General features: G+C 63.9%; 19 protein-coding genes. 8 read left to right on the top strand and 11 right to left on the bottom strand.

Annotated features, from left to right (window positions below):
- The first annotated feature begins 8 nt into the window (after positions 1 to 8).
- Positions 9 to 971 (top strand): CobW family GTP-binding protein, encoded by a 963-nt coding sequence (locus tag KH389_RS26935; RefSeq protein WP_078481468.1) that lies wholly within the window; start codon positions 9 to 11, stop codon positions 969 to 971.
- Positions 972 to 1,025: 54 nt separating this feature from the next.
- On the opposite strand, the gene KH389_RS26930 is transcribed toward KH389_RS26935, so the two are convergent.
- A complete protein-coding gene (locus KH389_RS26930) occupies positions 1,026 to 1,418 on the bottom strand; it encodes a DUF3301 domain-containing protein (protein ID WP_043861515.1) in 393 nt (130 codons plus the stop codon).
- Between the two features lie 117 nt (positions 1,419 to 1,535).
- Here KH389_RS26930 and pdxY point away from each other — a divergent pair, with 117 nt between their 5' ends.
- Entirely contained in the window at positions 1,536 to 2,408 is an 873-nt protein-coding gene (pdxY, locus tag KH389_RS26925; RefSeq protein WP_043861516.1) for a pyridoxal kinase PdxY, read from the top strand.
- Here the strand turns inward: pdxY and KH389_RS26920 are convergent.
- Positions 2,405 to 2,890, bottom strand: coding sequence for an acyl-CoA thioesterase (locus tag KH389_RS26920; protein ID WP_043861517.1), 486 nt, complete (start codon positions 2,888 to 2,890; stop codon positions 2,405 to 2,407). The genes pdxY and KH389_RS26920 overlap by 4 nt on opposite strands.
- A 323-nt stretch (positions 2,891 to 3,213) precedes the next feature.
- Between KH389_RS26920 and KH389_RS26915 the strand changes: the two genes are divergently transcribed.
- Positions 3,214 to 4,974 carry a cation:proton antiporter gene (locus KH389_RS26915; RefSeq protein ID WP_054916449.1) on the top strand — a complete coding sequence of 587 codons (1,761 nt, stop codon included), beginning with the start codon at positions 3,214 to 3,216 and terminating at the stop codon, positions 4,972 to 4,974.
- Here the strand turns inward: KH389_RS26915 and KH389_RS26910 are convergent.
- The 4 genes from KH389_RS26910 to uvrD all read right to left on the bottom strand — a co-directional run bounded on the left by KH389_RS26910 (position 4,971) and on the right by uvrD (position 9,687).
- Positions 4,971 to 5,783 carry a hypothetical protein gene (locus KH389_RS26910; protein ID WP_058541958.1) on the bottom strand — a complete coding sequence of 271 codons (813 nt, stop codon included), beginning with the start codon at positions 5,781 to 5,783 and terminating at the stop codon, positions 4,971 to 4,973. The two genes, KH389_RS26915 and KH389_RS26910, sit on opposite strands and share 4 nt — an antisense overlap.
- A gap of 157 nt (positions 5,784 to 5,940) precedes the next feature.
- On the bottom strand, positions 5,941 to 6,348 hold the full coding sequence (locus tag KH389_RS26905) for an SMI1/KNR4 family protein (RefSeq protein ID WP_014720555.1): 408 nt from the start codon (positions 6,346 to 6,348) through the stop codon (positions 5,941 to 5,943).
- A 111-nt stretch (positions 6,349 to 6,459) separates the two neighbouring features.
- Positions 6,460 to 7,311 (bottom strand): Tim44 domain-containing protein, encoded by an 852-nt coding sequence (locus KH389_RS26900; protein WP_043861520.1) that lies wholly within the window; start codon positions 7,309 to 7,311, stop codon positions 6,460 to 6,462.
- 192 nt (positions 7,312 to 7,503) lie between these two features.
- A complete protein-coding gene (gene uvrD / locus KH389_RS26895; RefSeq protein WP_116052430.1) occupies positions 7,504 to 9,687 on the bottom strand; it encodes a DNA helicase II in 2,184 nt (727 codons plus the stop codon).
- 235 nt (positions 9,688 to 9,922) lie between these two features.
- On the opposite strand from uvrD, the gene KH389_RS26890 reads away from it, so the two are divergent.
- Positions 9,923 to 12,793 carry an EAL domain-containing protein gene (locus KH389_RS26890; RefSeq protein WP_213606590.1) on the top strand — a complete coding sequence of 957 codons (2,871 nt, stop codon included), beginning with the start codon at positions 9,923 to 9,925 and terminating at the stop codon, positions 12,791 to 12,793.
- 61 nt (positions 12,794 to 12,854) lie between these two features.
- Here the strand turns inward: KH389_RS26890 and KH389_RS26885 are convergent, their stop codons facing one another.
- Positions 12,855 to 13,172 (bottom strand): hypothetical protein, encoded by a 318-nt coding sequence (locus KH389_RS26885; protein WP_054916453.1) that lies wholly within the window; start codon positions 13,170 to 13,172, stop codon positions 12,855 to 12,857.
- A gap of 84 nt (positions 13,173 to 13,256) precedes the next feature.
- Positions 13,257 to 14,699 (bottom strand): glucose-6-phosphate dehydrogenase, encoded by a 1,443-nt coding sequence (gene zwf / locus KH389_RS26880; RefSeq protein ID WP_210014044.1) that lies wholly within the window; start codon positions 14,697 to 14,699, stop codon positions 13,257 to 13,259.
- A 104-nt stretch (positions 14,700 to 14,803) separates the two neighbouring features.
- Between zwf and hexR the strand changes: the two genes are divergently transcribed.
- On the top strand, positions 14,804 to 15,670 hold the full coding sequence (hexR, locus tag KH389_RS26875; protein ID WP_043861524.1) for a transcriptional regulator HexR: 867 nt from the start codon (positions 14,804 to 14,806) through the stop codon (positions 15,668 to 15,670).
- A 162-nt stretch (positions 15,671 to 15,832) separates the two neighbouring features.
- Positions 15,833 to 16,051: a PA3496 family putative envelope integrity protein gene (locus tag KH389_RS26870; protein WP_213606588.1), complete on the top strand. Its 219-nt coding sequence runs from the start codon at positions 15,833 to 15,835 to the stop codon at positions 16,049 to 16,051.
- On the opposite strand, the gene KH389_RS26865 is transcribed toward KH389_RS26870, so the two are convergent.
- Complete coding sequence (locus KH389_RS26865; protein ID WP_213606586.1) at positions 15,993 to 16,940, bottom strand: LysR family transcriptional regulator; 948 nt, start codon at positions 16,938 to 16,940, stop codon at positions 15,993 to 15,995. The two genes, KH389_RS26870 and KH389_RS26865, sit on opposite strands and share 59 nt — an antisense overlap.
- A 205-nt stretch (positions 16,941 to 17,145) precedes the next feature.
- Here KH389_RS26865 and KH389_RS26860 point away from each other — a divergent pair, with 205 nt between their 5' ends.
- Both KH389_RS26860 and oadA read left to right on the top strand, forming a co-directional pair.
- Positions 17,146 to 18,561: an acetyl-CoA carboxylase biotin carboxylase subunit gene (locus KH389_RS26860; protein WP_043861526.1), complete on the top strand. Its 1,416-nt coding sequence runs from the start codon at positions 17,146 to 17,148 to the stop codon at positions 18,559 to 18,561.
- Positions 18,562 to 18,572: 11 nt separating this feature from the next.
- On the top strand, positions 18,573 to 20,381 hold the full coding sequence (gene oadA, locus KH389_RS26855) for a sodium-extruding oxaloacetate decarboxylase subunit alpha (RefSeq protein WP_043861527.1): 1,809 nt from the start codon (positions 18,573 to 18,575) through the stop codon (positions 20,379 to 20,381).
- A gap of 94 nt (positions 20,382 to 20,475) precedes the next feature.
- Here oadA and KH389_RS26850 read toward each other — a convergent pair whose 3' ends face one another.
- Positions 20,476 to 21,150 carry a GNAT family N-acetyltransferase gene (locus KH389_RS26850; protein WP_054916454.1) on the bottom strand — a complete coding sequence of 225 codons (675 nt, stop codon included), beginning with the start codon at positions 21,148 to 21,150 and terminating at the stop codon, positions 20,476 to 20,478.
- Between the two features lie 14 nt (positions 21,151 to 21,164).
- A complete protein-coding gene (locus KH389_RS26845; RefSeq protein WP_043861529.1) occupies positions 21,165 to 21,611 on the bottom strand; it encodes a GNAT family N-acetyltransferase in 447 nt (148 codons plus the stop codon).
- Between the last annotated feature and the right edge of the window lie 79 nt (positions 21,612 to 21,690).

Below are 21,690 nucleotides of genomic sequence, written 5' to 3'. Positions count from 1 at the left end.
CGATGCGCATGCTGCAGAACATACCCACCCACCTGATCGGCGGTCCCCTGGGCGCCGGCAAGACCAGCCTGATCCGGCACCTGCTGGCCCAGCGCCCGGCCCACGAGCGGTGGGCGGTGCTGATCAACGAGTTCGGCCAGATCGGCCTGGATGCCGCCTTGCTCGCCACCGACGATGATGGCGTGGCGATGGGCGAAGTGGCGGGCGGATGCCTGTGCTGCGTGAATGGTGCACCGTTCCAGGTGGGCCTGGGGCGCTTGTTGCGCAAGGCCCGACCTCATCGACTGTTCATCGAGCCTTCGGGGCTGGGTCATCCTGCCCAGTTGCTGGCCCAGCTGGGCGAAGCACCCTGGCAAGGCGTGCTGGCGGTTCAGCCGTCGGTGCTGGTACTGGACGCCCAGGCATTGGCGGCAGGCCAGGCATTACCCCAGCCGCAGGCGCAGGCACTGCACGGTGCGGGGCTGCTGGTGCTCAACAAATCTGAAGGCTTGGCGGCCGCCACGCGCCTGTGGATAAGCCAGGGGTTGCCTGATGTACCCCAGCTTTGGACGGACCATGGGCAGATTGCGCTGAACAGCCTGCCGGGCGTTGGTGTGCATCCGTTGCCGGTGGATAACTTCAAGCTGCCGGAGGCCAGGCCGTTGCCGGCGGCGCTGTGGATAAACCCGCTGACGCCGATCTGTCTTTATCAACAGCTGGAGCAGGGCTGGAGTATTGGCTGGCGCTGGCACCCGAGCCAGCAGTTGCACCCGCAGCGTTTGCAGCAATGGCTTGCAGGCCTTGGGTGGCGCAGGGCCAAACTGGTTATCCACAGCCCGGAGGGTTGGCAGTCGGCCAATGCGCTGGAGGGGCAGGCGCTGCACTGGCAGGCCAGCGAGTGGCGGCGCGACTCGCGTATCGAGCTGATTTTTGCACAGCCGCAGGCAGTGGCGGCCTTGGAGCAGGGGATGCAGGAATGCCGGATTCCCTGAAGACAGGGTCGGCCTTTTTGCAGGCAAGGCTGGCCCCGGTAGACGAAGGGAACGTCACTGGCGCCAGCGATTGTGCTCCTGGCGCCACTGGTTCATCTCGATCACGTTGCCGCCCTGCACCGGCGGCTTGATCTCGAACGGGTAGGGTGCCAGTTCGATCTGCATCGTATGCGCGCCAAACTGCGTCACCGTACCGGGGTGACGATGTTCGCCTGTCACTGTGAATTCGAAGTTGTACACACGGGCCAGGCGCTTGCGCCCGTTGGCATCGCGCACAAAACCGATGCGCTTGAGCGCCACGTTGCCATCCAGCAGTTCCAGGTCGAGCTTGGCGCAATGCTGCTTGACCCGTTCCAGTGCCTTTTCGCGCAGGCCGTGGTTATGCCACAGCCAGGCGCCTGCGGTGGCCAGCAGCATCAGCACCAGAAGGTTTTCGAGGGTTAACATCTACGTTCGCTCCAACCAGATAGGCTCAGCTTAACTGCCACCCCGGTCTGTCGTACAGGTGGCATTTGGCGCCATACTGCGCGCCTTGTTTTTCATTCGATCGTTTGGAAGCCCTGCATGAAACGTACACCGCATCTGCTCGCCATCCAGTCACACGTGGTATTCGGCCACGCCGGCAACAGCGCCGCGGTGTTTCCGATGCAACGGGTGGGGGTCAATGTCTGGCCGCTGAACACCGTTCAGTTCTCCAACCATACTCAGTATGGCCAGTGGACCGGCGAAGTGCTTGCGCCAGAGCAAATTCCGGCGCTGGTGGACGGGATTGCGACGATCGGCGAGCTGGGCAACTGTGATGCGGTGCTTTCCGGCTACCTCGGCAGCGCCGCCCAGGGCCGTGCGATTCTTACTGGGGTGGCGCGGATCAAGGCGGTCAACCCGAACGCCCTGTACCTGTGCGACCCCGTCATGGGGCATCCGGAAAAAGGCTGCATCGTACCCGCCGAGGTCAGTGACTTCCTGCTCGATGAAGCGGTTGCGGTGGCGGATGTGCTGTGCCCCAATCAGTTGGAGCTCGACAGCTTCTGCGGGCGTCGGGCCGAGTCGCTGGAGGACTGCGTGGCCATGGCGCGCAGCCTGCTCGCCCGCGGGCCCAAGGCTGTGCTGGTCAAGCACCTGGCATACCCGGGACGCAAGGCTGAAGACTTCGAGATGCTGCTGGTGACTGCCGAAGGCAGTTGGCACCTGCAGCGACCGCTGCTGGCGTTTGCGCGGCAGCCGGTGGGGGTCGGCGACCTGACCTCCGGCCTGTTCCTGGCGCGGGTGCTGCTGGGTGACAGCTGGGTGGCGGCTTTCGAATTCACTGCCGCGGCCGTGCACGAGGTGCTGCTGGAAACCCAGGCTTGCACCAGCTACGAGCTGGAGCTGGTGCGTGCCCAGGACCGCATCATGCACCCGCGGGTGCGCTTCGAGGCGCGGCGCCTGGCGCTCTAGAAGGCGTCGCCCTTGAGTTCCTGGTAGCGCTTTTCGAGTTCCTGGCGAATCAGGCGGCGCTGCTTGCCTTGCACGAAGCGGCGCTTTTCCTCGCTGGTCTCTGGCTGGCGTGGCGGCACGGCGACCGGCTTGCGATCGTCGTCCACCGCGACCATGGTGAAGAAGCAGCTGTTGCTGTGGCGCACCGAGCGCTCGCGGATATTTTCGGTGACGACCTTGATCCCGACCTCCATCGAGGTGTTGCCGGTGTAGTTCACCGACGCCAGGAAGGTCACCAGTTCGCCCACGTGTACCGGCTCGCGAAAGACCACCTGATCCACCGACAACGTCACCACATAACGGCCGGCGTAGCGGCTGGCGCAGGCATAGGCGACTTCATCGAGGTACTTGAGCAGGGTGCCGCCGTGTACGTTGCCAGAAAAGTTGGCCATGTCCGGGGTCATCAGGACGGTCATCGACAGCTGGGCGTTTCCAGGTTCCATAGTGTGCTCACGGTAAGGTTGCGCTGAGGCGGGGTGGCGAGTGGTCGTCACGCTTCTTTTCCCCAATTTCGAATCCCATGAAAACGGGACGCTGACAGCGCCGTTGCCGTCACGCCGTTCGTGCCATCTTTGGCGTGTTACCGGTCTATCTGTTTCTTGATATTACACCGCCATTTCGTCGCAGGCGCCGGTGTTAACCTGACCAAGCCCATGCAATGTGGTGCCTGGCGTCATTTGACAGACTAATTCCCCCGCCGCTCCACGACAGGCATGTCATCGAGCGGCGGGCTTGTTCTTCGGTTCGAAGTAAGGAGCTCCACGCCGTGCATGCCATCAGCTTTATTCAGGATCTGGCGGTGATCATGCTGGTTGCCGGTGTGGTCACCATCCTGTTTCACCGTTTCAAGCAGCCGGTGGTACTCGGCTATATCGTCGCCGGGTTCATCATCGGCCCGCACACCCCGCCATTCGGCCTCATCCACGACGAAGACACGATCAAGACGCTGGCCGAACTCGGGGTGATCTTCCTGATGTTCTGCCTGGGGCTGGAGTTCAGCCTGCGCAAGCTGTTCAAGGTGGGGGCCACGGCGTTCATTGCGGCCTTCCTCGAAATCGTGCTGATGATCTGGATCGGCTTCGAGATCGGCCGCTGGTTCGGCTGGAACACCATGGACTCGCTGTTCCTGGGCGCAATCCTGGCAATTTCTTCCACCACCATCATCGTCAAGGCGCTCAACGACCTGAAGATGAAGAACGAGCGCTTCGCCCAGCTGATCTTCGGTGTGCTGATCGTCGAGGACATCCTCGGTATCGGCATCATTGCCCTGCTGTCGGGCATTGCGGTCAGCGGCGCGGTCAGTTCCGGCGAGGTGTTCTCCACCGTCGGCAAGCTCTCGCTGTTCATGATCGTGGCGCTGGTCATCGGCATACTGCTGGTACCGCGGGTACTGGCCTACGTGGCCAGGTTCGAAAGCAACGAGATGCTGCTGATTACCGTGCTGGGCCTGTGCTTCGGCTTCTGCCTGCTGGTGGTCAAGCTCGAGTACAGCATGGTGCTGGGCGCGTTCCTGATCGGGGCGATCATGGCCGAATCGCGCCAGTTGCTGAAGATCGAGCAGTTGATCGAGCCGGTTCGCGACCTGTTCAGTGCCATCTTCTTCGTCGCCATCGGCCTGATGATCGACCTGAGCGTGCTCATCGAGTACATCTGGCCGATCGTGGTCATCACTGTAGCGGTGGTCCTGGGCAAGATGCTCTCGTGCGGCATGGGCGCCTTCATCGCCGGCAACGACGGTCGCACCTCGTTGCGGGTGGGCATGGGGCTTTCGCAGATCGGCGAATTCTCCTTCATCATCGCTGCGCTGGGCATGACCCTGCAGGTCACCAGCGACTTCCTTTACCCGGTGGCGGTGGCGGTGTCGGCCATTACCACCTTGCTCACGCCCTACCTGATTCGCGCCGCCGACCCGCTGTCGCTCAAGCTTGCCAGTGTGGTGCCCAAGCGCCTGTCGCGGGTGTTGTCGCTGTACGGCGAATGGCTGCGCAGCATCCAGCCGCAAGGCGAGGGCGCGATGGTGGCGGCGATGATCCGGCGCATCCTGCTGCAGGTGGGGGTCAACCTGGCGCTGGTGGTGGCGATCTTCTTCAGTGGTGGTTACTTCGCGGCACGCATCGGCGAGTACCTGAGCGAATGGTTGCCCGACCTGGCCCAGCAGAAAGCGCTGATCTGGGGCGCGGCGTTGCTGCTGTCATTGCCGTTCCTGATTGCCGCGTATCGCAAGCTCAAGGCGCTGTCGATGCTGCTGGCCGAAATGGGGGTCAAGCCGGAAATGGCCGGGCGCCATACCCAGCGCGTGCGCCGGGTGATCGCCGAGGTGATCCCGCTGCTGTCGCTGCTGGTGATCTTCCTGCTGCTGTCGGCGCTGTCGGCGAGCATCCTGCCCACCAGCGAGCTGCTGTTGCTGATCGCGGTGGTGGCGGCCGGCGTGGTGGCGTTGCTGTGGCGCTGGTTCATCCGGGTGCACACGCGCATGCAGATCGCACTGCTCGAAACCCTCGACAATCAGAAGGAACATCACCCCTAGGGTTTGCAGCGCAGCGGCTGGTCCCGCCATTGGGCCCAGGCCTGTGTCCAACCTTCGGCGTGGCTCACACCGGGCAGCGCAACCTGCTGCATGCAGCGGGCACTGCCTAGTTCCACGCGGTAGTGCTCGAACAGCGAGGCCGGCACGCTGCGGTCCTGCAGGCCGAGAAGGTGGCGCTGCGGCAGGTCGCGCAGGCGCTGGCGATAGTCCAGCGGCTCCAGTGAGCCCGCCAGTGGCGTCAGTTGCAGGGTCTGTGCCCAGTACCGCGGGCTGAGGTTGCCGGCCAGGGTCTGTACCTGGGTAACGTCGCTTCGCCGGGCGGCCAGCAGCAAGGCCAGCGCACCCCCGCCGGAATAGCCGATCAGCTCGAACTCCTGGTTGCCATAGCGTTGCTTGATGCCGCTCAGGGCTTGGTCCAGGCTATCGAGCACTGCCTTGCCAAAGCGCTGGTCGGTCCACATCGCTGCGCGGCAGCCAGGCGCACTGACGAACTGGCAAGGGCGCGCCAGGTACAGGCTGGGCTGTGGGTCTTCCAGGGCCAGTCGCGCCAGCAACAGGTTGCGCGGGCTGGGGTCCAGGCTGGGTTGGCTGGAGGTGGCCCAGGCGCGTCCGTCACCTTCCAGATAGACACGCAGGCGCAGGGCGCCTGGCGCCTTGAGCGGAACGCTCAGCGCCAGCGGGAAGGGCTGGGTAGGCTGGATCTCGACACGATGGCCATGGGCCTGGCTGAGGGTCTGCAACTGTGTCAGCGGCGCCTGGCAGCCGCTCGCCAGCAGCAGGGCGAGCAGTGTGAACAGTCTGGAGTACATCGACAGGGCCCCGGCATGTGAAGGTGCATTCCTGTGCGCGCGGGTCGTATGTCCGAGGGGATGGAGCGGTAGCAACACCGCCGCGCACAGGAAGGCGCGGCGATTCTACGAAGATTGATAGCTCAGAGCCATCATTTTTGTCCGACAAACTGACGGATCAGCTTTCCAGCCACACGTCGCGCGCCCAGTGCCATACCGATTCCCAGGTTTCTTCGGTCACCAGCTCTTCTTCGGCCGACCACAGCACCACGGTGCCGTCTTCCTCGACGCAGTAGTAATCGTCACCATCCTGGCAGATCGGAATCAGCGAACGGTCCACGCCGGCATCCCAGGCATTGGCCGCCACGTCAGGCAGGTAGGTATGCGATTGCGGGTCGGTAACGGTCACCGGCTCCAGGCTGCCGTACACCACATCGCTGACGGTCAACAGGAACTCCCTGAAGACGAACGGGATATCGATGAACAGCTGTTCTTCAATCTCGACCAGCAGGTCTTCGTCGGGCAACTCAAGCGGTACGGGTACCGGTTCGTTGGCTTCACGCAGTTGCTCGATGATTTCTTCCACGGGTTCAATCCTCTTACCTTGACGACACGCTGCGCGTTATACCCTAGTAGGACGCTACGCTAAAAGCAAAACCCCGGGCAAGCCCGGGGTTTTTTGTGCAATGCCTCAAGATCAGCCGTTCTGGCGGATCCCTGCGACCAGCCAAGGCTGGTTTTCGCCCTGGGCACGTTCCATGTTCCAGCTTTCGCTGAACACTTCGCCCTGGTCGAAACGCGAGGTTTTCGACACACCGCTGAAGGTCAGGGTGGCGATGGTGCGGTCGGCACGGTCATCCACGCCTTCCAGTTGCACGTTCAGGTCGTCGATGTAGGTGGACTGGAAGCCTTCACCCAGCTCGGCACGTTCCTTTTTCAGGAACTGCAGCATCTGCGGGGTAACGAACTCGGCGATCTTGTCGATCTCGTTGGCGTCCCAGTGCTGCTGCAGGGTCTGGAAGTGGTTGCGTGCAGCGGCCAGGAAGCTCTCTTCATTGAACCAGGCTGGTGCGTTGATTACCGGGCGGGCCGCGGCAGGTGCAGCGGAACCACCGAAGATCGACGGCTGAGCCGGTTGCTCGTGAACTTCACGCTGGAACGGCGCGTGACCGGCAGCGGCCATCTGCGGCTGTTGCTTGCGGCGACGGGCGGCAATGAAACGGAAGATCAGGAAGGCGATGACCGCCATGATCAGGATGTCGAAGATCTGCATGCCCTGGAAGCCGTCGCCCATGAACATGGAGGCCAGCAGGCCACCGGCGGCGAGGCCGGCCAGAGGGCCGAGCCAGCGCGAAGCACCGCTGGCGGCTGCCGGTGGACGGCCTGCCGCATTTGGCGTGGCGGCCGGCGTGGCCGGAGCGGCCTGGCGCGTCTGGTGGGTCGGCGCGGCGCCCGAGCTCTTGCCGCCGCCGAAGCGCTTGGCGTTGGCGTCGAGGCTCAGCGTAAGGCCGATGCACAGCGCCAAGGCGATGCTAAGAAAACGTTGCATAGAAGGGTATTCCCGTTTTGTGGAGTGCACGCGCGCCATGGTGCACAGGTTGTAGGACACATGACTAGCGCCATAATGTTTCTATCTTTTGCTTGGCGCTGTGGGATGTTTATCAAGTGCGTGTAGGAACTGGCCGACCTCTTCGCCGGCAAGGCCGGCTCCCACAGGGGACGGCCTTGCCGGCGGAGGGTGTTACAGCGGCTCCAGCTTGGCGTAGCCAAGCATCAGCCACTTGCTGCCTTCGGCAAAGTTCACCTGCACCCGCGCCTGGGCACCGGCGCCCTCGAAATTGAGGATCACGCCCTCGCCAAACACCGCGTGCTGCACGCGCTGGCCGAGGTTGAACGCGGTTTCGGGGATGTTCGCCGCACCGAACAGGCTGCTCGAATTCTGTTTCTGGCCCGAGCCGAACGGCCGGCTGACGCTGTTGGACAAGCGCACTTCCTGCACCAGCCCCGCAGGGATCTCACGCACGAATCGCGACACCTTGTTGTAGGTTTCGCTGCCGTACAGGCGGCGGGTCTCGGCGTAGGTCATCACCAGCTGCTGCATGGCGCGGGTAATGCCCACATAGGCCAGGCGACGTTCCTCTTCCAGGCGGCCGGGCTCTTCCAGGCTCATCTTGTGCGGGAACAGGCCCTCTTCCATGCCCACCAGGAACACGTGGGGGAACTCCAGGCCCTTGGCGCTGTGCAGGGTCATCAGCTGGATGCTGTCTTCGTGTTCCTCGGCCTGGGCATCGCCGGCCTCGAGGGAGGCGTGGCCCAGGAACGCAGCCAGCGGCGACAGCTCGGCGTCTTCCTCGGCGCTTTCGAAGTTGCGCGCGGCGCTGACCAGTTCTTCAAGGTTTTCTACCCGTGCCTGGCCCTTTTCACCCTTTTCTTCCTGGTGATAGATGATCAGCCCGGACTGCTCGATCACGGTCTGGGTCATCAGGTGCAACGGCATGTCCATGACCTTGGCCGAGAGGTTCTCGATCAGCTCGATGAACGCGGCCAGGGCGCTGGCGGCACGGCCCTTGAGGCCCTTGTTGGCGACCAGCAGGCTCATCGACTCCCACATCGATACCTGGGCGTGACGGGCGTGTTCGCGAATCGCCTCCACGGTCTTCTCGCCGATGCCGCGCGGCGGCACGTTGATCACCCGCTCCAGCGCCGCGTCATTGCCACGCCCTTCAAGCAGGCGCAGGTAGGCCATGGCGTTCTTGATCTCGGCGCGTTCGAAGAAGCGCTGACCACCATAGATGCGGTACGGGATGCGCTCGCGCAGCAGGGCTTCCTCGAGCACCCGCGACTGGGCGTTGGAGCGGTACAGGATGGCGATGTCGCTGCGCGCCATGCCGGTCTTGAGCGCGCTCTCGATGGTCTCGACCACATAGCGCGCTTCGTCGTGTTCGTTGAAGGCGGCGTACAGGCTCAGCGGTTCGCCGTCGCCGCCGTCGGTCCACAGCTCCTTGCCCAGGCGATCACTGTTGTTGGCGATCAGGGCGTTGGCCGCCTTGAGGATGCCGGCGGTGGAGCGGTAGTTCTGCTCCAGGCGGATCATCTGGGTGTCGGGGAAGTCGGCACTGTACTGGTGGATGTTCTCGATCTTGGCGCCGCGCCAGCCATAGATGGACTGGTCGTCGTCGCCCACCACCATCAGGCTGTCACCGCCCTGGGCCAGCAGGCGCAACCAGGCGTACTGCACGGCGTTGGTGTCCTGGAACTCGTCCACCAGCAGGTGGCGGAAGCGCCGCTGGTAGTGCTGCAGCAGGCCCGGGTTGTCGCGCCACAGGTCCAGCGCGCGCAGCAGCAGTTCGGAGAAGTCGATCACGCCGGCGCGCTGGCAGGCTGCCTCGTAGGCCTCGTAGATGCTGCGCATGGTGCCCAGGAACAGGTCGCCGCTGGCCTGGATGTGCTGCGGGCGCAGCCCTTCGTCCTTCTGCCCGTTGATGAACCACTGCGCCTGGCGTACCGGCCAGCGCTGTTCGTCCAGGCCCAGCTCGCGGATCACCCGCTTGACCAGGCGTTGCTGGTCGTCGCTGTCGAGGATCTGGAAGTTCTGGTTCAGCCCCGCTTCCTGCCAGTGGGCACGCAACAGGCGGTGCGCCAGGCCGTGGAAGGTACCCACCCACATGCCGGCCGGGTTGATGCCCATCAACTGCTCGATGCGCTGGCGCATCTCGGCGGCGGCCTTGTTGGTGAAGGTCACCGACAGCACCGAATGGGGTGAGGCCTGCTCGACCTGGATCAACCAGGCGATACGGTGCACCAGCACTCGGGTCTTACCGGAGCCGGCACCGGCCAGAACCAACTGGCGACCAAGCGGGGCCGCTACGGCCTGGCGTTGGGCGTCGTTGAGGGAGTTCAACAGGAGGGAGAGGTCATCGCGCATCCGGCCATTTTAGGGGCGCAAGCGAGCCGGGGGCAAACCCATGGTGGAAAAAGATCGCCCAAGGCGCCGCCCGCTCATCGGTCGCGCCCCTTGGCCCGCGTGCTTGAGGGCTCGGCACTGAAACCAGGTTCCATAATTGCCACGCACAATTTATGACCCAGAGCAGTTTGGCCCAGGCGCCTGCTTGTGTATGCTCCGTGCTCGTTCGAGGCTCACCATTACAAGAACATTGCCTATGACCTTCGCATCTGCCTCCGTCAGCGTGCCGCTGGAAGCGCGCCGCGGTATTCGCAAACAGTTCGCCACGCAACTGGCCGTCGAGCGTACCCGTCTGTTGTACCAGGGCTCGTTGCTGCCCACCCTGTTCATGCTGCTCAACGGCCTGGTGTGTGCCTGGCTGCTGTGGAGCCCGCAGCGCTACCTGCTGGTCAGTGTGTGGATCGTCTGGTTGATGGCGCTGGTAGCGCTGCGGGTCATTCAGGTGGCGGCCTTCGACGCGGCGATGCCCGATCGACAGGTGCAACCGACCTGGTGGCGCATGTTCCTGCTCGGTTCGGCCTTCAGCGGCCTGACCCTGGCCAGCGCGGCGATTGCCCTGGTGCCTGTGGATAACTTCGTGCAACAGGCCTGGGTCTTCGGCTTGCTGGGGGCCGCGACCCTGTCGGCGAGTGTGGCCTACGCGGTCAGCCTGCCGGCGTTCCTGAGTTTCACCTTGCCGTGCCTGCTGCCGCCGATCGCGTTCCTGTTCTGGCGCGGTGATGAGCAGCAGCAGGGCTGGGGCTGGCTTGGGCTGATCCTGCTCGGCGCGTTGATGGTGGTGGCCTGGCAGGTCAATCGGCTGATCGAGGGGGGCCTGTTGCGCCGCTTTCAGAACCAGGCGCTGATCGAGCACCTGCAGGCCGCGCAGGCGCGCAGCGAGCGGCTCAACAAGGCCCTGGCGACCGAGGTCGAGCAGCGTCGGCTGATCGAGGAGCAACTGCGTCAGGCCCAGGCCGGGCTGGAATCGAGGGTGGCGCAGCGCAGCCAGGAGCTGGACCGCGCCAGCCAGGCCCTGAGCAAGAGCGAGCAGCGCCTGGCCCTGGCGCTGGAAGCCAGTGAGCTGGGGCTGTGGGACTGGAATCTGGAAACCGACGAGGTGCATCACACCCAATTGCACGAACTGTTCGGCCTGAACCCGGAGCAGGTGCGGGCGGTGCAGGCGCACCTCAAGCCGCGCCTGCACCCGGATGACGTGCCGGCGCTCAAGCGCGCCCTGGTCGACCACCTCAAGGGGCGCACCGACGATTACCGTATCGAGTACCGCTTCCGCCACGCCCAGGGCCACTGGTGCTGGATCGAGGACCGCGGCCGCGCGGTGGAGCGCGATGCCGCCGGGCGGGTGGTGCGCATGCTCGGCACCCGGCGCGACGTGAGCGCGCGCAAGGCCCAGCAGGAACAGCAACGCCTGGCCGCAACCGTATTCGAGGCGGCCAGCGAAGGCATCGCGATCATGGGGCCGGACTATGCCGTACTGGCCGCCAACCAGGCGTTCTGCCACATGACCGGCTACGTGCGCGAAGAACTGCTGGGGCGCAATGCGCTGGAGCTGCCATGCAGCCGCGACGCGCGCCGGCACTACGGTGCCATCGACCAGGCCCTGGCGCAGCAGGGGCGCTGGGAAGGCGAGCTGGTTGAGGCGCGCAAGAGCGGGGAACTCTACCCGCAGTGGCTGCAACTGACCGGCGTGACGGATGCGCGTGGCCAGGTCGGCACCATCGTGGGCTTCTTCACCGACCTGTCGGCACGCCGCGAGTCAGAAGAGCGCCTGCGGTACCTGGCGCACTACGACGAACTGACCGGCCTGGCCAACCGCGCGCTGTTCCGCCTGCGTCTGCATGAAGCCGGCCAGCGCCTGCGTGGCAGCGGTCGCAGCCTGGCGCTGCTGCACATCGACCTGGACCGCTTCAAGCTGCTCAACGACAGCCTGGGCCACGAGCTGGCCGACCGGCTGCTCAAGACCATGGCCCAGCGCATCGGCAACGCAGTGCCCGAGGCCGATACCGTGGCGCGTCTGTCCGGTGACGAGTTCGTGGTGCTGTTCGACGGCTATTCACACCTGTCCAGCCTGGTGCGGGTGGCGACGCGCCTGCTGGACAAGCTGCGCGTGCCGCTGCGTGTCGACGGGCACGAGCTGGTGATCAGCGCTTCAGTGGGGGTCAGTCTGCTGCCCGATGCCAGCCTGGATGTCAGCACGCTGGTGAGCCAGGCCAACATGGCCATGCAGCACGCCAAGCACCTCGGCGGCGACGGGTTCCAGTTCTACACCGAGAGCCTGCAGGCCAGCACCCTGGAGCGCCTGCAACTGGAGAACCAGCTGCGCAAGGCCATCGAAGAGCGCCAGCTGGAGGTCTATTACCAGCCCAAACTGTGCCTGGCCAGCGGCCGCCTGCAGGCTGCCGAGGCCCTGGTGCGCTGGCATCACCCACAGGTGGGCATGGTGCCACCGGGCGACTTCATCGGCCTGGCCGAAGAGACCGGGCTGATCGCGCCGATGGGCGAGTTCGTGTTGCGCCAGGCGTGCTGGCAGGCCTGTGAATGGCAACGGCAGGGGCTGGCGCCGATTCGCGTGTCGGTGAACCTGTCGGTGTATCAGTTGCGCCAGGGCAAGCTGGTCAGCCTGGTGCGTCAGGTGCTGGAAGACAGCGGCCTGGCACCGCACCTGCTGGAGCTGGAGCTGACCGAAAGCCAGTTGCTCGACAGCGTGGAGCACATCATCGCGACCTTTCATCAGTTGCATGAACTGGGGGTCAAGCTGGCCATCGACGATTTCGGCACCGGCTATTCGTCGCTCAGCTACCTCAAGCGTTTTCCGGTGAATTACGTGAAGATCGACCAGACCTTCATCCGTGGCCTGCACGAAGGCAGCGAGGACGCCGCAATCACCCGTGCGATCATTGTCATGGCCCACAGCCTGGGCCTGCAGGTAGTGGCCGAAGGGGTGGAAACCCAGGAGCAGCTGGCGTTTCTGCGCGAGCAGGGCTGCGATGAGGTGCAGGGCTACCTGATCAGCCGGCCGGTGGAGGCCGACAGCCTGGCCGCCTTGCTGCGTGAAGATCGGCGCTGGTAGCCCTACGGCCAGGGCCCCGATCAACGGGGCCCTGGCGTTGTAACAAGTCGCAGCCTGCCGGTCAGTGAGTGACCAGGATCTCCTCCAGGCTCACCAGCAGTTTGCCGTCGTGGAAAATATCCACTTTCGGGATGTTGCTGTGGTCGCCGTCCATTTCGAAACAGACCGCACGTTCGGTGATCACCTGGGCAGCCAGGGCGTCCACGTTCTCCAGCTTCAGTTCCAGCGCCAGGGCGTGCGATTTGTCCTGGATGGCGCGTTTCACCAGCACCGGCACGATGGCCGAGGTGGCGACTTCCACGGTGCCATACACTCGAAACCTGGCGTTGCCCGGCATCTTGTCGTTCTGCGCGATCCAGCCTTTTGCTTTCAGGGACATTCCTTTGTACTCCATTCGATGGTGGGTGGGATGTTGCGTGCCCACTATCGAACAGCGCGGCTGCACCCGGCAGCCGGAAAGCTTTCAACCGTGCCAGGCGCGTCCCTGGTGAGCCAGCAGGCTGTGGGCCTGGTCCGGGCCATTGGAGCCGGCCGGGTAAGGGCGCGGGGCCTGGAAGTGCTCCTGCCAGCCAGTCAGGATCGGGTCGATCCAGGCCCATGCGGCCTCCACTTCGTCGCGGCGCATGAACAGGGTCGAGTCGCCGTCCAGAACATCCAGCAGCAGGCGTTCGTAGGCGTCCCAGCGTCGAGCCTGGCCGAACACCTGGGCCAGGTTCAGGTTCAGTTCCACCGGCTCCAGGCGCATGCCCTTGCCCGGTGCCTTGGTCATCATCTGCAGGCTGATGCGCTCATCGGGCTGTAGCTGGATCAGCAACTGGTTGGCCTGGTCGCCGTCGAACAGGCGATGGGGCACCGGCTTGAACTGGATGACGATCTGTGAGGAGCGCTTGGCCATGCGCTTGCCGGTACGCAGGTAGAAGGGCACACCGGCCCAGCGCCAGTTGTTGATGTGGGCTTCGACGGCGACGAAGGTTTCGGTGTCGCTGTCGTTGTCCACGTCCTTCTCGAAGTAGTAGGCCGGAACCTCCTGCCCGCCGATCTTGCCGGCGCTGTACTGGCCGCGCACGGTCTTGTCCTGCACATCCTGCCCGGTGATGGGTTTGAGGGCCTTGAGGATCTTGACCTTTTCATCGCGCACCGCCTCGGCCTCGAACTGCGCAGGTGGCTCCATGGCTACCAGGCAGAGCAGTTGCAGCAGGTGGTTCTGCAGCATGTCGCGGGTGGCGCCGGCACGGTCGTAGTAGCCGCCGCGGTTTTCCACGCCGAGGGTTTCGCACACGCTGATCTGCACGTGGTCCACCTGGTTGGTGCGCCACACCGGCTCCAGCAGCGCGTTGGCGAAGCGCAATGCCATGAGGTTCTGCACCGTCTCCTTGCCCAGGTAGTGGTCGATGCGAAACACCTGGGATTCGGCGAATACCGCGCCGATGGCGCTGTTGATCGTGGTGGCGGACTCCAGCGAGTGGCCGATGGGTTTTTCCAGCACGATACGCGCTTCGCTGTCGACCAGCCCGGCCACCTGCAGGTGGGTGGCGATGGGCACGAACAGGTTGGGTGCGGTGGCCAGGTAGTAGACCCGCGTCAGCCCGCCGGGCTCGCCCAGAAAGCGGGCGAGGCGGCCGAAATCGGCGCTCTGCATGGCGTCCATGGAGAAGTAGTCCAGGCGCGTGGAAAAGCGGTGCCACACCTCGTCGCTGAAGTCCTGGGGCGCGATCTGGGCGCGGCAGCGGCGTTCGACCAGCTTGAGAAATTCAATCCGTGGCAAGGTCCGGCGGGCCAGGGCGATGATCCGCACGGCGTTGTGCAGACGGCCTTCGCGAAACAGGTGGTAGAGCGCTGGAAGCAGTTTGTTCAGGGCCAGATCGCCGGTGCCGCCGAACACCAGAATGTCGCACGGGATAGTCAATGCCACCACTCTCCAAGATCGTTTAGCTGGGCGGGTCGCCGGTCATGTAGTATAACTACAAGAAAGCTACAACCCGGTCAGCCGATCATAACCGAGTCCTGCCCTTGAATCTGTTGCAACACATCGCCCAGTCGCGCCATCTGCTACGCAAATCGGAACTGAAGGTTGCCGATCACGTATTGCTCGATCCAGCGGCTGTCATGCATAGCTCCATGGCTGATCTGGCGCACAGCGTCGGGATCAGCGAGCCGACCATCGTGCGTTTCTGCCGGGCGATCGGTTGCACCGGTTTCCAGGACCTCAAGCTCAAGCTGGCGCAAAGCCTGGCGGCGGGTGCGAGCTTCGGTCAATTCGCGATTCATGAAGACGATTCGGTAGCCGACTACAGCCTGAAGATCTTCGACACCACCCTGCACACCCTGATGGAAGTGCGCGAGCACCTCGATGCCCAGGCATTGCAGCGCGCCGTGACGGCCATGGCCCAGGCGCAGCGCGTGGAGTTCTACGGGTTTGGTGCATCGGGTGCGGTGGCTGCCGATGCCCAGCACAAGTTCTTCCGCCTGTTGCTGACGGCAGCGGCGTATTCCGACCCGCACATGCAGGCGATGTCGGCGGTCACCCTCAAGCCGGGTGACGTGGCGATCTGCATTTCCCAGTCAGGGCGTTCCAAGGACCTGCTGATCACTGCCAACCTGGTGCGTGAAAGCGGCGCGACGCTGATCACCCTGTGCCCGAGCCAGACCCCGCTGGCCGAACTGTCCACGGTCAACCTGGCCATCGACGTGCATGAAGACACCGAAATCTACACTCCGCTGACCTCGCGTATCGCCCACCTGGTGGTGATCGACGTGCTGGCCATGGGCGTTGCCATGGCGCGCGGGCCGAGCCTGGTCAACCACCTCAAGAGCGTCAAGCGCAGCTTGCGCAGCCTGCGCCTGTCGCCCAAGTCGATCAAGGCGATGGACGACTGATCGTCTTGCACCGCTCGAACTGACGCCTTCGCTGGCTTGCCGGCGAAGGGCAGCATCGCATGCCACGCCTGATTGTTCATGCTTTTGTAACCCTCCCGCCGCCAAACCGTAACCCCGCCCGGGCACGCTGAAACTCCCCGCAATCGACCAGGGAGACACGCAATGGCTCGTGAATTCGATGGCTCGCACCAACCTACCGCCAAGTCCCGCAAGCAGCAGGAAAAGGATCAGCGCCGCATGGAGTTTCGCCGCGCGATCGAAAGCTATTCCGAGCAGCGCCAATTGCTGCAGGACATCGCCGACTACCCCGAACTGCACGCTGTCAGCGTATGGCAGGTGTCAGCGGCAATGTCCCCGAGAAACGCTCAACAAGCGCGCTGATCTGCGCACGTTCGCTGCGGATGAACGCAACAAAGGCCAGGGCCACCGGCGACTGCCGCTTGGCCTTGGCCTGCACCACGCACCAGCTGCGATACAGCGGCAGCTCCTCTACCGGCAGCTCGCGCAGCACCCCGGTGGCCAGTTCCATGTTCAGTGCATGCCGGGTTAAAAGGGCGATACCAAGGCCTGCGATCACGCATTCGCGCTGGGCGTCGGCCGATGCCACTTCCAGGGTCTGGGTGAAGTGCACGCGCTTTTCCTTGAAGTACTCCTCGCACGCCTTGCGCGTGCCCGAACCCTGTTCGCGCACCAGCAGCGTATGCGGCTCCAGGTCCTGCAGGCGCAGGCTGTCGAGCGTGCACAGCGGGTGATCGGGCGGGGCCACGGCCACGATCGGGTTGTTCAGGAAGGGCAAAAACTCCAGGCCCATGTCCTGCGGCACCATCGACATGATGATCAGGTCGTCGCGGTTGTCCGACAGGCGCCGGATGGCCTGGGCGCGGTTGACCACGGTGAGGGTCAGGTTGACCTCCGGGTGCAGGCGCTTGAAGGCGGCGAACAGGTGCGGCACGAAGTACTTGGCGCTCGATTCCACCGCCAGCTTGAGCTGGCCCTGCAGCGAGCCCTGCAAGTCCGACAGCTGCATGTCGAGGCTCTCCAGGCGTCCGAAGATGTCCCGGCTGGCGCGCTGCAGCGCCTCGGCGGCCTCGGTGAGGTAGAGCTTCTTGCCGACGTACTCGAACAGCGGCTGGCCTACCAGTTCTTCGAGCTGGCGGATCTGTAGACTAACGGCGGGTTGCGTCAGCGACATCTCCTCGGCGGCCCGGCTGTAGGAACGCAAATCACACACTTCATTGAAGATCTGCAATTGACGCAATGTCATACGCATCAATGACTTACGCATATTTCCCGTCGCCTCGGCAAAACCCTGTTACGGCACTATAAGCAATTACTAATGCTGCCCCTAACAAATATTGATTTTTGTTTATTCACGTTCGGCGCTAGGGTGATTATACGACTGGCCAGCGACGTCTGGTCACGCGCCGACCGGTACTGCCGGTTCGTTTGTTACCAACGGCTTTGGGAAGACTCCAGTGATAAAAAAAATCCTGATCGCCAACCGGGGTGAAATCGCAGTACGCATTGTGCGTGCCTGCGCCGAGATGGGCATTCGCTCGGTGGCGATCTATTCCGACGCCGACCGTCACGCCCTGCACGTAAAGCGTGCGGACGAGGCCCATAGCATCGGTGCCGAACCCCTGGCCGGTTATCTCAACCCGCGCAAGCTGGTGAACCTGGCAGTGGAAACCGGCTGCGATGCGTTGCACCCGGGCTATGGTTTTCTGTCGGAGAACGCGGAGCTGGCGGACATCTGCGCCGAACGCGGGATCAAGTTCATCGGCCCGGCCGCCGAAGTCATTCGCCGCATGGGCGACAAGACCGAGGCGCGGCGCAGCATGATCAAGGCCGGCGTACCGGTCACCCCGGGCACCGAAGGCAACGTGGCCGACATCCACGAAGCCCTGGAAGAGGGCGACCGCATCGGTTACCCGGTTATGCTCAAGGCCACTTCCGGCGGCGGCGGGCGCGGCATTCGTCGCTGCAACAGCCGCGAAGAACTCGAGCAGGCCTTTCCGCGGGTGATTTCCGAAGCCACCAAGGCATTCGGTTCGGCCGAGGTGTTCCTGGAAAAATGCATCGTCAACCCCAAGCACATCGAGGCGCAGATCCTGGGTGACAGCTTCGGCAACGTGGTGCACCTGTTCGAGCGCGACTGCTCTATCCAGCGCCGCAACCAGAAGCTCATCGAGATCGCCCCCAGCCCGCAGCTGACCCCCGAACAGCGCGCCTACATAGGCGACCTGTCGGTGCGCGCGGCCAAGGCCGTGGGCTACGAGAATGCCGGTACCGTGGAGTTCCTGCTCGCCGATGGCGAGGTGTACTTCATGGAAATGAACACCCGGGTGCAGGTGGAGCACACCATCACCGAGGAAATCACCGGTATCGACATCGTTCGCGAACAGATCCGCATCGCCTCGGGCCTGCCGCTGTCGGTCAAGCAGGAAGACATCCAGCACCGCGGCTTCGCGCTGCAGTTCCGGATCAATGCAGAAGACCCGAAAAACAACTTTCTGCCCAGCTTCGGCAAGATCACCCGCTACTACGCCCCCGGCGGCCCGGGCGTGCGCACCGACACGGCGATCTACACCGGCTACACCATCCCGCCGTTCTACGACTCGATGTGCCTGAAGCTGGTGGTCTGGGCGCTGACCTGGGAAGAAGCCATGGACCGCGGCCTGCGGGCCCTGGACGACATGCGCCTGCAGGGGGTCAAAACCACCGCCGCGTACTACCAGGAAATCCTGCGCAACCCGGAATTCCGTAGCGGCCAGTTCAACACCAGCTTCGTTGAAAGCCACCCCGAACTGACCAACTACTCGATCAAGCGCAAACCCGAAGAGCTGGCCCTGGCCATCGCCGCCGCCATCGCCGCCCACGCAGGCCTGTGAGGAACCCTACAATGTCCAAGAAAATTTTCGTAACCGACACGATCCTGCGCGACGCCCACCAATCGCTGCTGGCCACCCGCATGCGCACCGACGACATGCTGCCGATCTGCGACAAGCTCGACAAGGTGGGCTACTGGTCGCTGGAAGTGTGGGGCGGCGCGACCTTCGACGCCTGCGTGCGCTTCCTCAAGGAAGACCCGTGGGAGCGCCTGCGCAAGCTGCGCGCAGCACTGCCCAACACCCGTCTGCAGATGCTGCTGCGCGGCCAGAACCTGCTTGGCTACCGGCACTACAGCGATGACGTGGTCAAGGCCTTCGTGGCCAAGGCAGCAGTCAACGGCATCGATGTGTTCCGCATCTTCGACGCCATGAACGACGTGCGAAACCTGCGCGTGGCCATCGAGGCCGTGAAGGCGGCGGGCAAGCATGCCCAGGGCACCATCGCCTACACCACCAGCCCGGTGCACACCATCGAGGCGTTCGTGGCCCAGGCCAAGCAGATGGAAGCCATGGGCTGCGACTCCATCGCGATCAAGGACATGGCCGGCCTGCTGACCCCCTACGCCACCGGCGAGCTGGTAAAGGCACTCAAGGCCGAGCAGTCGCTGCCGGTGTTCATCCACAGCCACGACACGGCCGGCCTGGCCGCGATGTGCCAGCTCAAGGCCATCGAGAACGGTGCCGACCATATCGACACCGCCATCTCCAGCTTCGCCTGGGGCACCAGCCACCCGGGCACCGAATCGATGGTTGCAGCGCTCAAGGGCAGCGAGTTCGATACCGGCCTGGACCTGCAACTGCTGCAGGAGATCGGCCTGTACTTCTATGCCGTACGCAAGAAGTACCACCAGTTCGAAAGCGAGTTCACCGCCGTGGATACCCGCGTGCAGGTCAACCAGGTACCGGGCGGGATGATTTCCAACCTGGCCAACCAGCTCAAGGAGCAGGGTGCGCTCAACCGCATGAACGAAGTGCTGGCCGAGATCCCGCGGGTGCGTGAAGACCTCGGCTTCCCGCCGCTGGTCACGCCCACCTCGCAGATCGTCGGCACCCAGGCGTTCTTCAACGTGCTGGCCGGCGAGCGCTATAAGACCATCACCAACGAGGTGAAGCTGTACCTGCAGGGCGGCTACGGCAAGGCACCGGGGGTGGTCGACGAGAAGCTGCGTCGCCAGGCCATCGGCAGCGAAGACGTCATCGACGTGCGCCCCGCCGACCTGCTCAAGCCCGAGATGACCAAGCTGCGTGCCGACATCGGCAGCCTGGCCAAGTCCGAAGAAGACGTGCTGACCTTCGCCATGTTCCCGGACATCGGGCGCAAGTTCCTTGAAGAGCGTGAAGCCGGCAGCCTGACCCCTGAAGTGCTGCTGCCGATTCCGGAAGCCGGCGCGGTGGCCTCGGCCGGTGGCGAAGGCGTACCAACCGAGTTCGTGATCGACGTGCACGGCGAGACCTACCGCGTGGATATCACCGGTGTGGGCGTCAAGGCCGAAGGCAAGCGCCACTTCTACCTGTCCATCGACGGCATGCCGGAAGAGGTGGTGTTCGAGCCGCTCAACGAGTTCGTCGGCGGTGGCAGCAGCAAGCGCAAGCAGGCCAGCGAGCCGGGCCATGTGAGCACCACCATGCCGGGCAACATCGTCGATGTGCTGGTCAAGCAGGGGGACACGGTCAAGGCCGGCCAGGCGGTGCTGATCACCGAAGCGATGAAGATGGAAACCGAGGTGCAATCGGCCATCGCCGGCAAGGTTGCAGCCATACACGTGGCCAAGGGCGACCGGGTCAACCCGGGCGAGATCCTGATCGAGATCGAAGGCTGACTCAGGCCTTCATCTGCAAGCGGTTAACCTCTGGGGAGCGAATTGCTCCCCTTTTTTTATCTTCTGTTGGATACGCCCGCTCCGGGTATCCGCCTCACGCACCCGTACGGCACGCTTCCAGCGTCTTGAGCTGACCCTCTGGGCGCTGGTTGTCCTCGCTCAGCCAGCGTTCGAAACCAGCGGCAATGGCCGGCCATTCGTCATCGGTGATGGAGTACCAGGCCGTGTCGCGGTTGTGGTCCTTGGTCACCATGTGCTTGCGAAACACCCCTTCGAAGGTGAACCCGAAACGCTCGGCCGCGCGCTTGGAGCGGGCATTGTCGTTGTTGCACTTCCATTCCAGGCGCCGGTTGCCCAGGGCGAAGGCCTGCTTGCCCAGCAGGTAGATGGCCTCGGTGCCCTTGGGCGTGCGCTGCATGGCCGCGCCGAAGGCAATATGGCCGATCTCGATACGGCCCTGCTCGGGCACGATCGACATCAGGCTGAGGATACCCTGGGTCTGCCCGCTGGCCAGGTCGATCACGCTGTAGAACAGCGGGTCGCTGCTGGCGGCGTTGCTGTCTAGCCAGTGGTCGAAGTCTTCGCGCTCGGTGAATGGTCCGTAGGCCAGGTACTTCCACAGTGTCTGGTCGGCCTCGGGGCCCTGGAACACCGCCCACAGGTGCTCGCGGTCGCGGCGCGGGTCGAGTTTTTCCAGGCGGATGAAGCGCCCGACCAGCGGGACAGGCTGCGGGGCCTTGGCCGGCCGCCAGTTCAACGGTGTGCTCATGGTGGCTTCTCCGATTACAGGGCTTTGCGGAACTGGATGAAACCCGGCCGTTCGGCCACCTGTTCATACAGCGAAATACCGGTGGCATTGGTTTCATGGGTCAGCCAGTGCACTTTGGTGCAGCCGGCCTGGCGCGCCGTGTCGTACACCAGCTCGATCAGCTGGCGGCCCACGCCCTTGCCGCGCTGGTTGGCGTCGACATACAGATCCTGCAGGTAGCAGGCGTTTTCCACCGTCCAGTTGGAGCGGTGGTAGATCCAGTGCACCATGCCCACCGCCTTGCCATCGACCCAGGCCAGCGCAGCGTTGGTCGGCTCGCTGGTGTCGAGCATGCGCTGCCAGGTCACGGCACTGACCGCCTCATCGATGCGGGTCTCATAGAAACGCTGGTAGGCCTGCCACAGCGGCAGCCAGGCGGCGTGGTCATCGGCGGTCACGGGGCGCAGGGTCACGGTAGACATCAAAGGATCCTTGTGTGCAATACAGGGGGTTGGCGAATGGCCCCATCCTAGTCAGGCTATTGGCTTATGGTAAGAGCCA

Source organism: Pseudomonas qingdaonensis, assembly GCF_018398475.1.
In the GTDB taxonomy this organism is placed as follows: Bacteria; Pseudomonadota; Gammaproteobacteria; order Pseudomonadales; family Pseudomonadaceae; genus Aquipseudomonas; species Aquipseudomonas palmensis.
The sequence above is the reverse complement of the archived record's forward strand: the minus strand, read 5'-3'. Positions and strand labels throughout refer to the sequence as shown.

Bases quoted from the DNA above. Each gene is read 5' to 3' on its own strand.
- KH389_RS26935 (WP_078481468.1), top strand. From the start codon at position 9: ATGCTGCAGAACATACCCACCCACCTGATCGGCGGTCCCCTGGGCGCC.
- KH389_RS26930 (WP_043861515.1), bottom strand. From the start codon at position 1,418: ATGTTAACCCTCGAAAACCTTCTGGTGCTGATGCTGCTGGCCACCGCA.
- pdxY (WP_043861516.1), top strand. From the start codon at position 1,536: ATGAAACGTACACCGCATCTGCTCGCCATCCAGTCACACGTGGTATTC.
- KH389_RS26920 (WP_043861517.1), bottom strand. From the start codon at position 2,890: ATGGAACCTGGAAACGCCCAGCTGTCGATGACCGTCCTGATGACCCCG.
- KH389_RS26910 (WP_058541958.1), bottom strand. From the start codon at position 5,783: ATGTACTCCAGACTGTTCACACTGCTCGCCCTGCTGCTGGCGAGCGGC.
- KH389_RS26900 (WP_043861520.1), bottom strand. From the start codon at position 7,311: ATGCAACGTTTTCTTAGCATCGCCTTGGCGCTGTGCATCGGCCTTACG.
- uvrD (WP_116052430.1), bottom strand. From the start codon at position 9,687: ATGCGCGATGACCTCTCCCTCCTGTTGAACTCCCTCAACGACGCCCAA.
- KH389_RS26890 (WP_213606590.1), top strand. From the start codon at position 9,923: ATGACCTTCGCATCTGCCTCCGTCAGCGTGCCGCTGGAAGCGCGCCGC.
- KH389_RS26885 (WP_054916453.1), bottom strand. From the start codon at position 13,172: ATGTCCCTGAAAGCAAAAGGCTGGATCGCGCAGAACGACAAGATGCCG.
- KH389_RS26870 (WP_213606588.1), top strand. From the start codon at position 15,833: ATGGCTCGTGAATTCGATGGCTCGCACCAACCTACCGCCAAGTCCCGC.
- KH389_RS26865 (WP_213606586.1), bottom strand. From the start codon at position 16,940: ATGCGTATGACATTGCGTCAATTGCAGATCTTCAATGAAGTGTGTGAT.
- oadA (WP_043861527.1), top strand. From the start codon at position 18,573: ATGTCCAAGAAAATTTTCGTAACCGACACGATCCTGCGCGACGCCCAC.
- KH389_RS26850 (WP_054916454.1), bottom strand. From the start codon at position 21,150: ATGAGCACACCGTTGAACTGGCGGCCGGCCAAGGCCCCGCAGCCTGTC.
- KH389_RS26845 (WP_043861529.1), bottom strand. From the start codon at position 21,611: ATGTCTACCGTGACCCTGCGCCCCGTGACCGCCGATGACCACGCCGCC.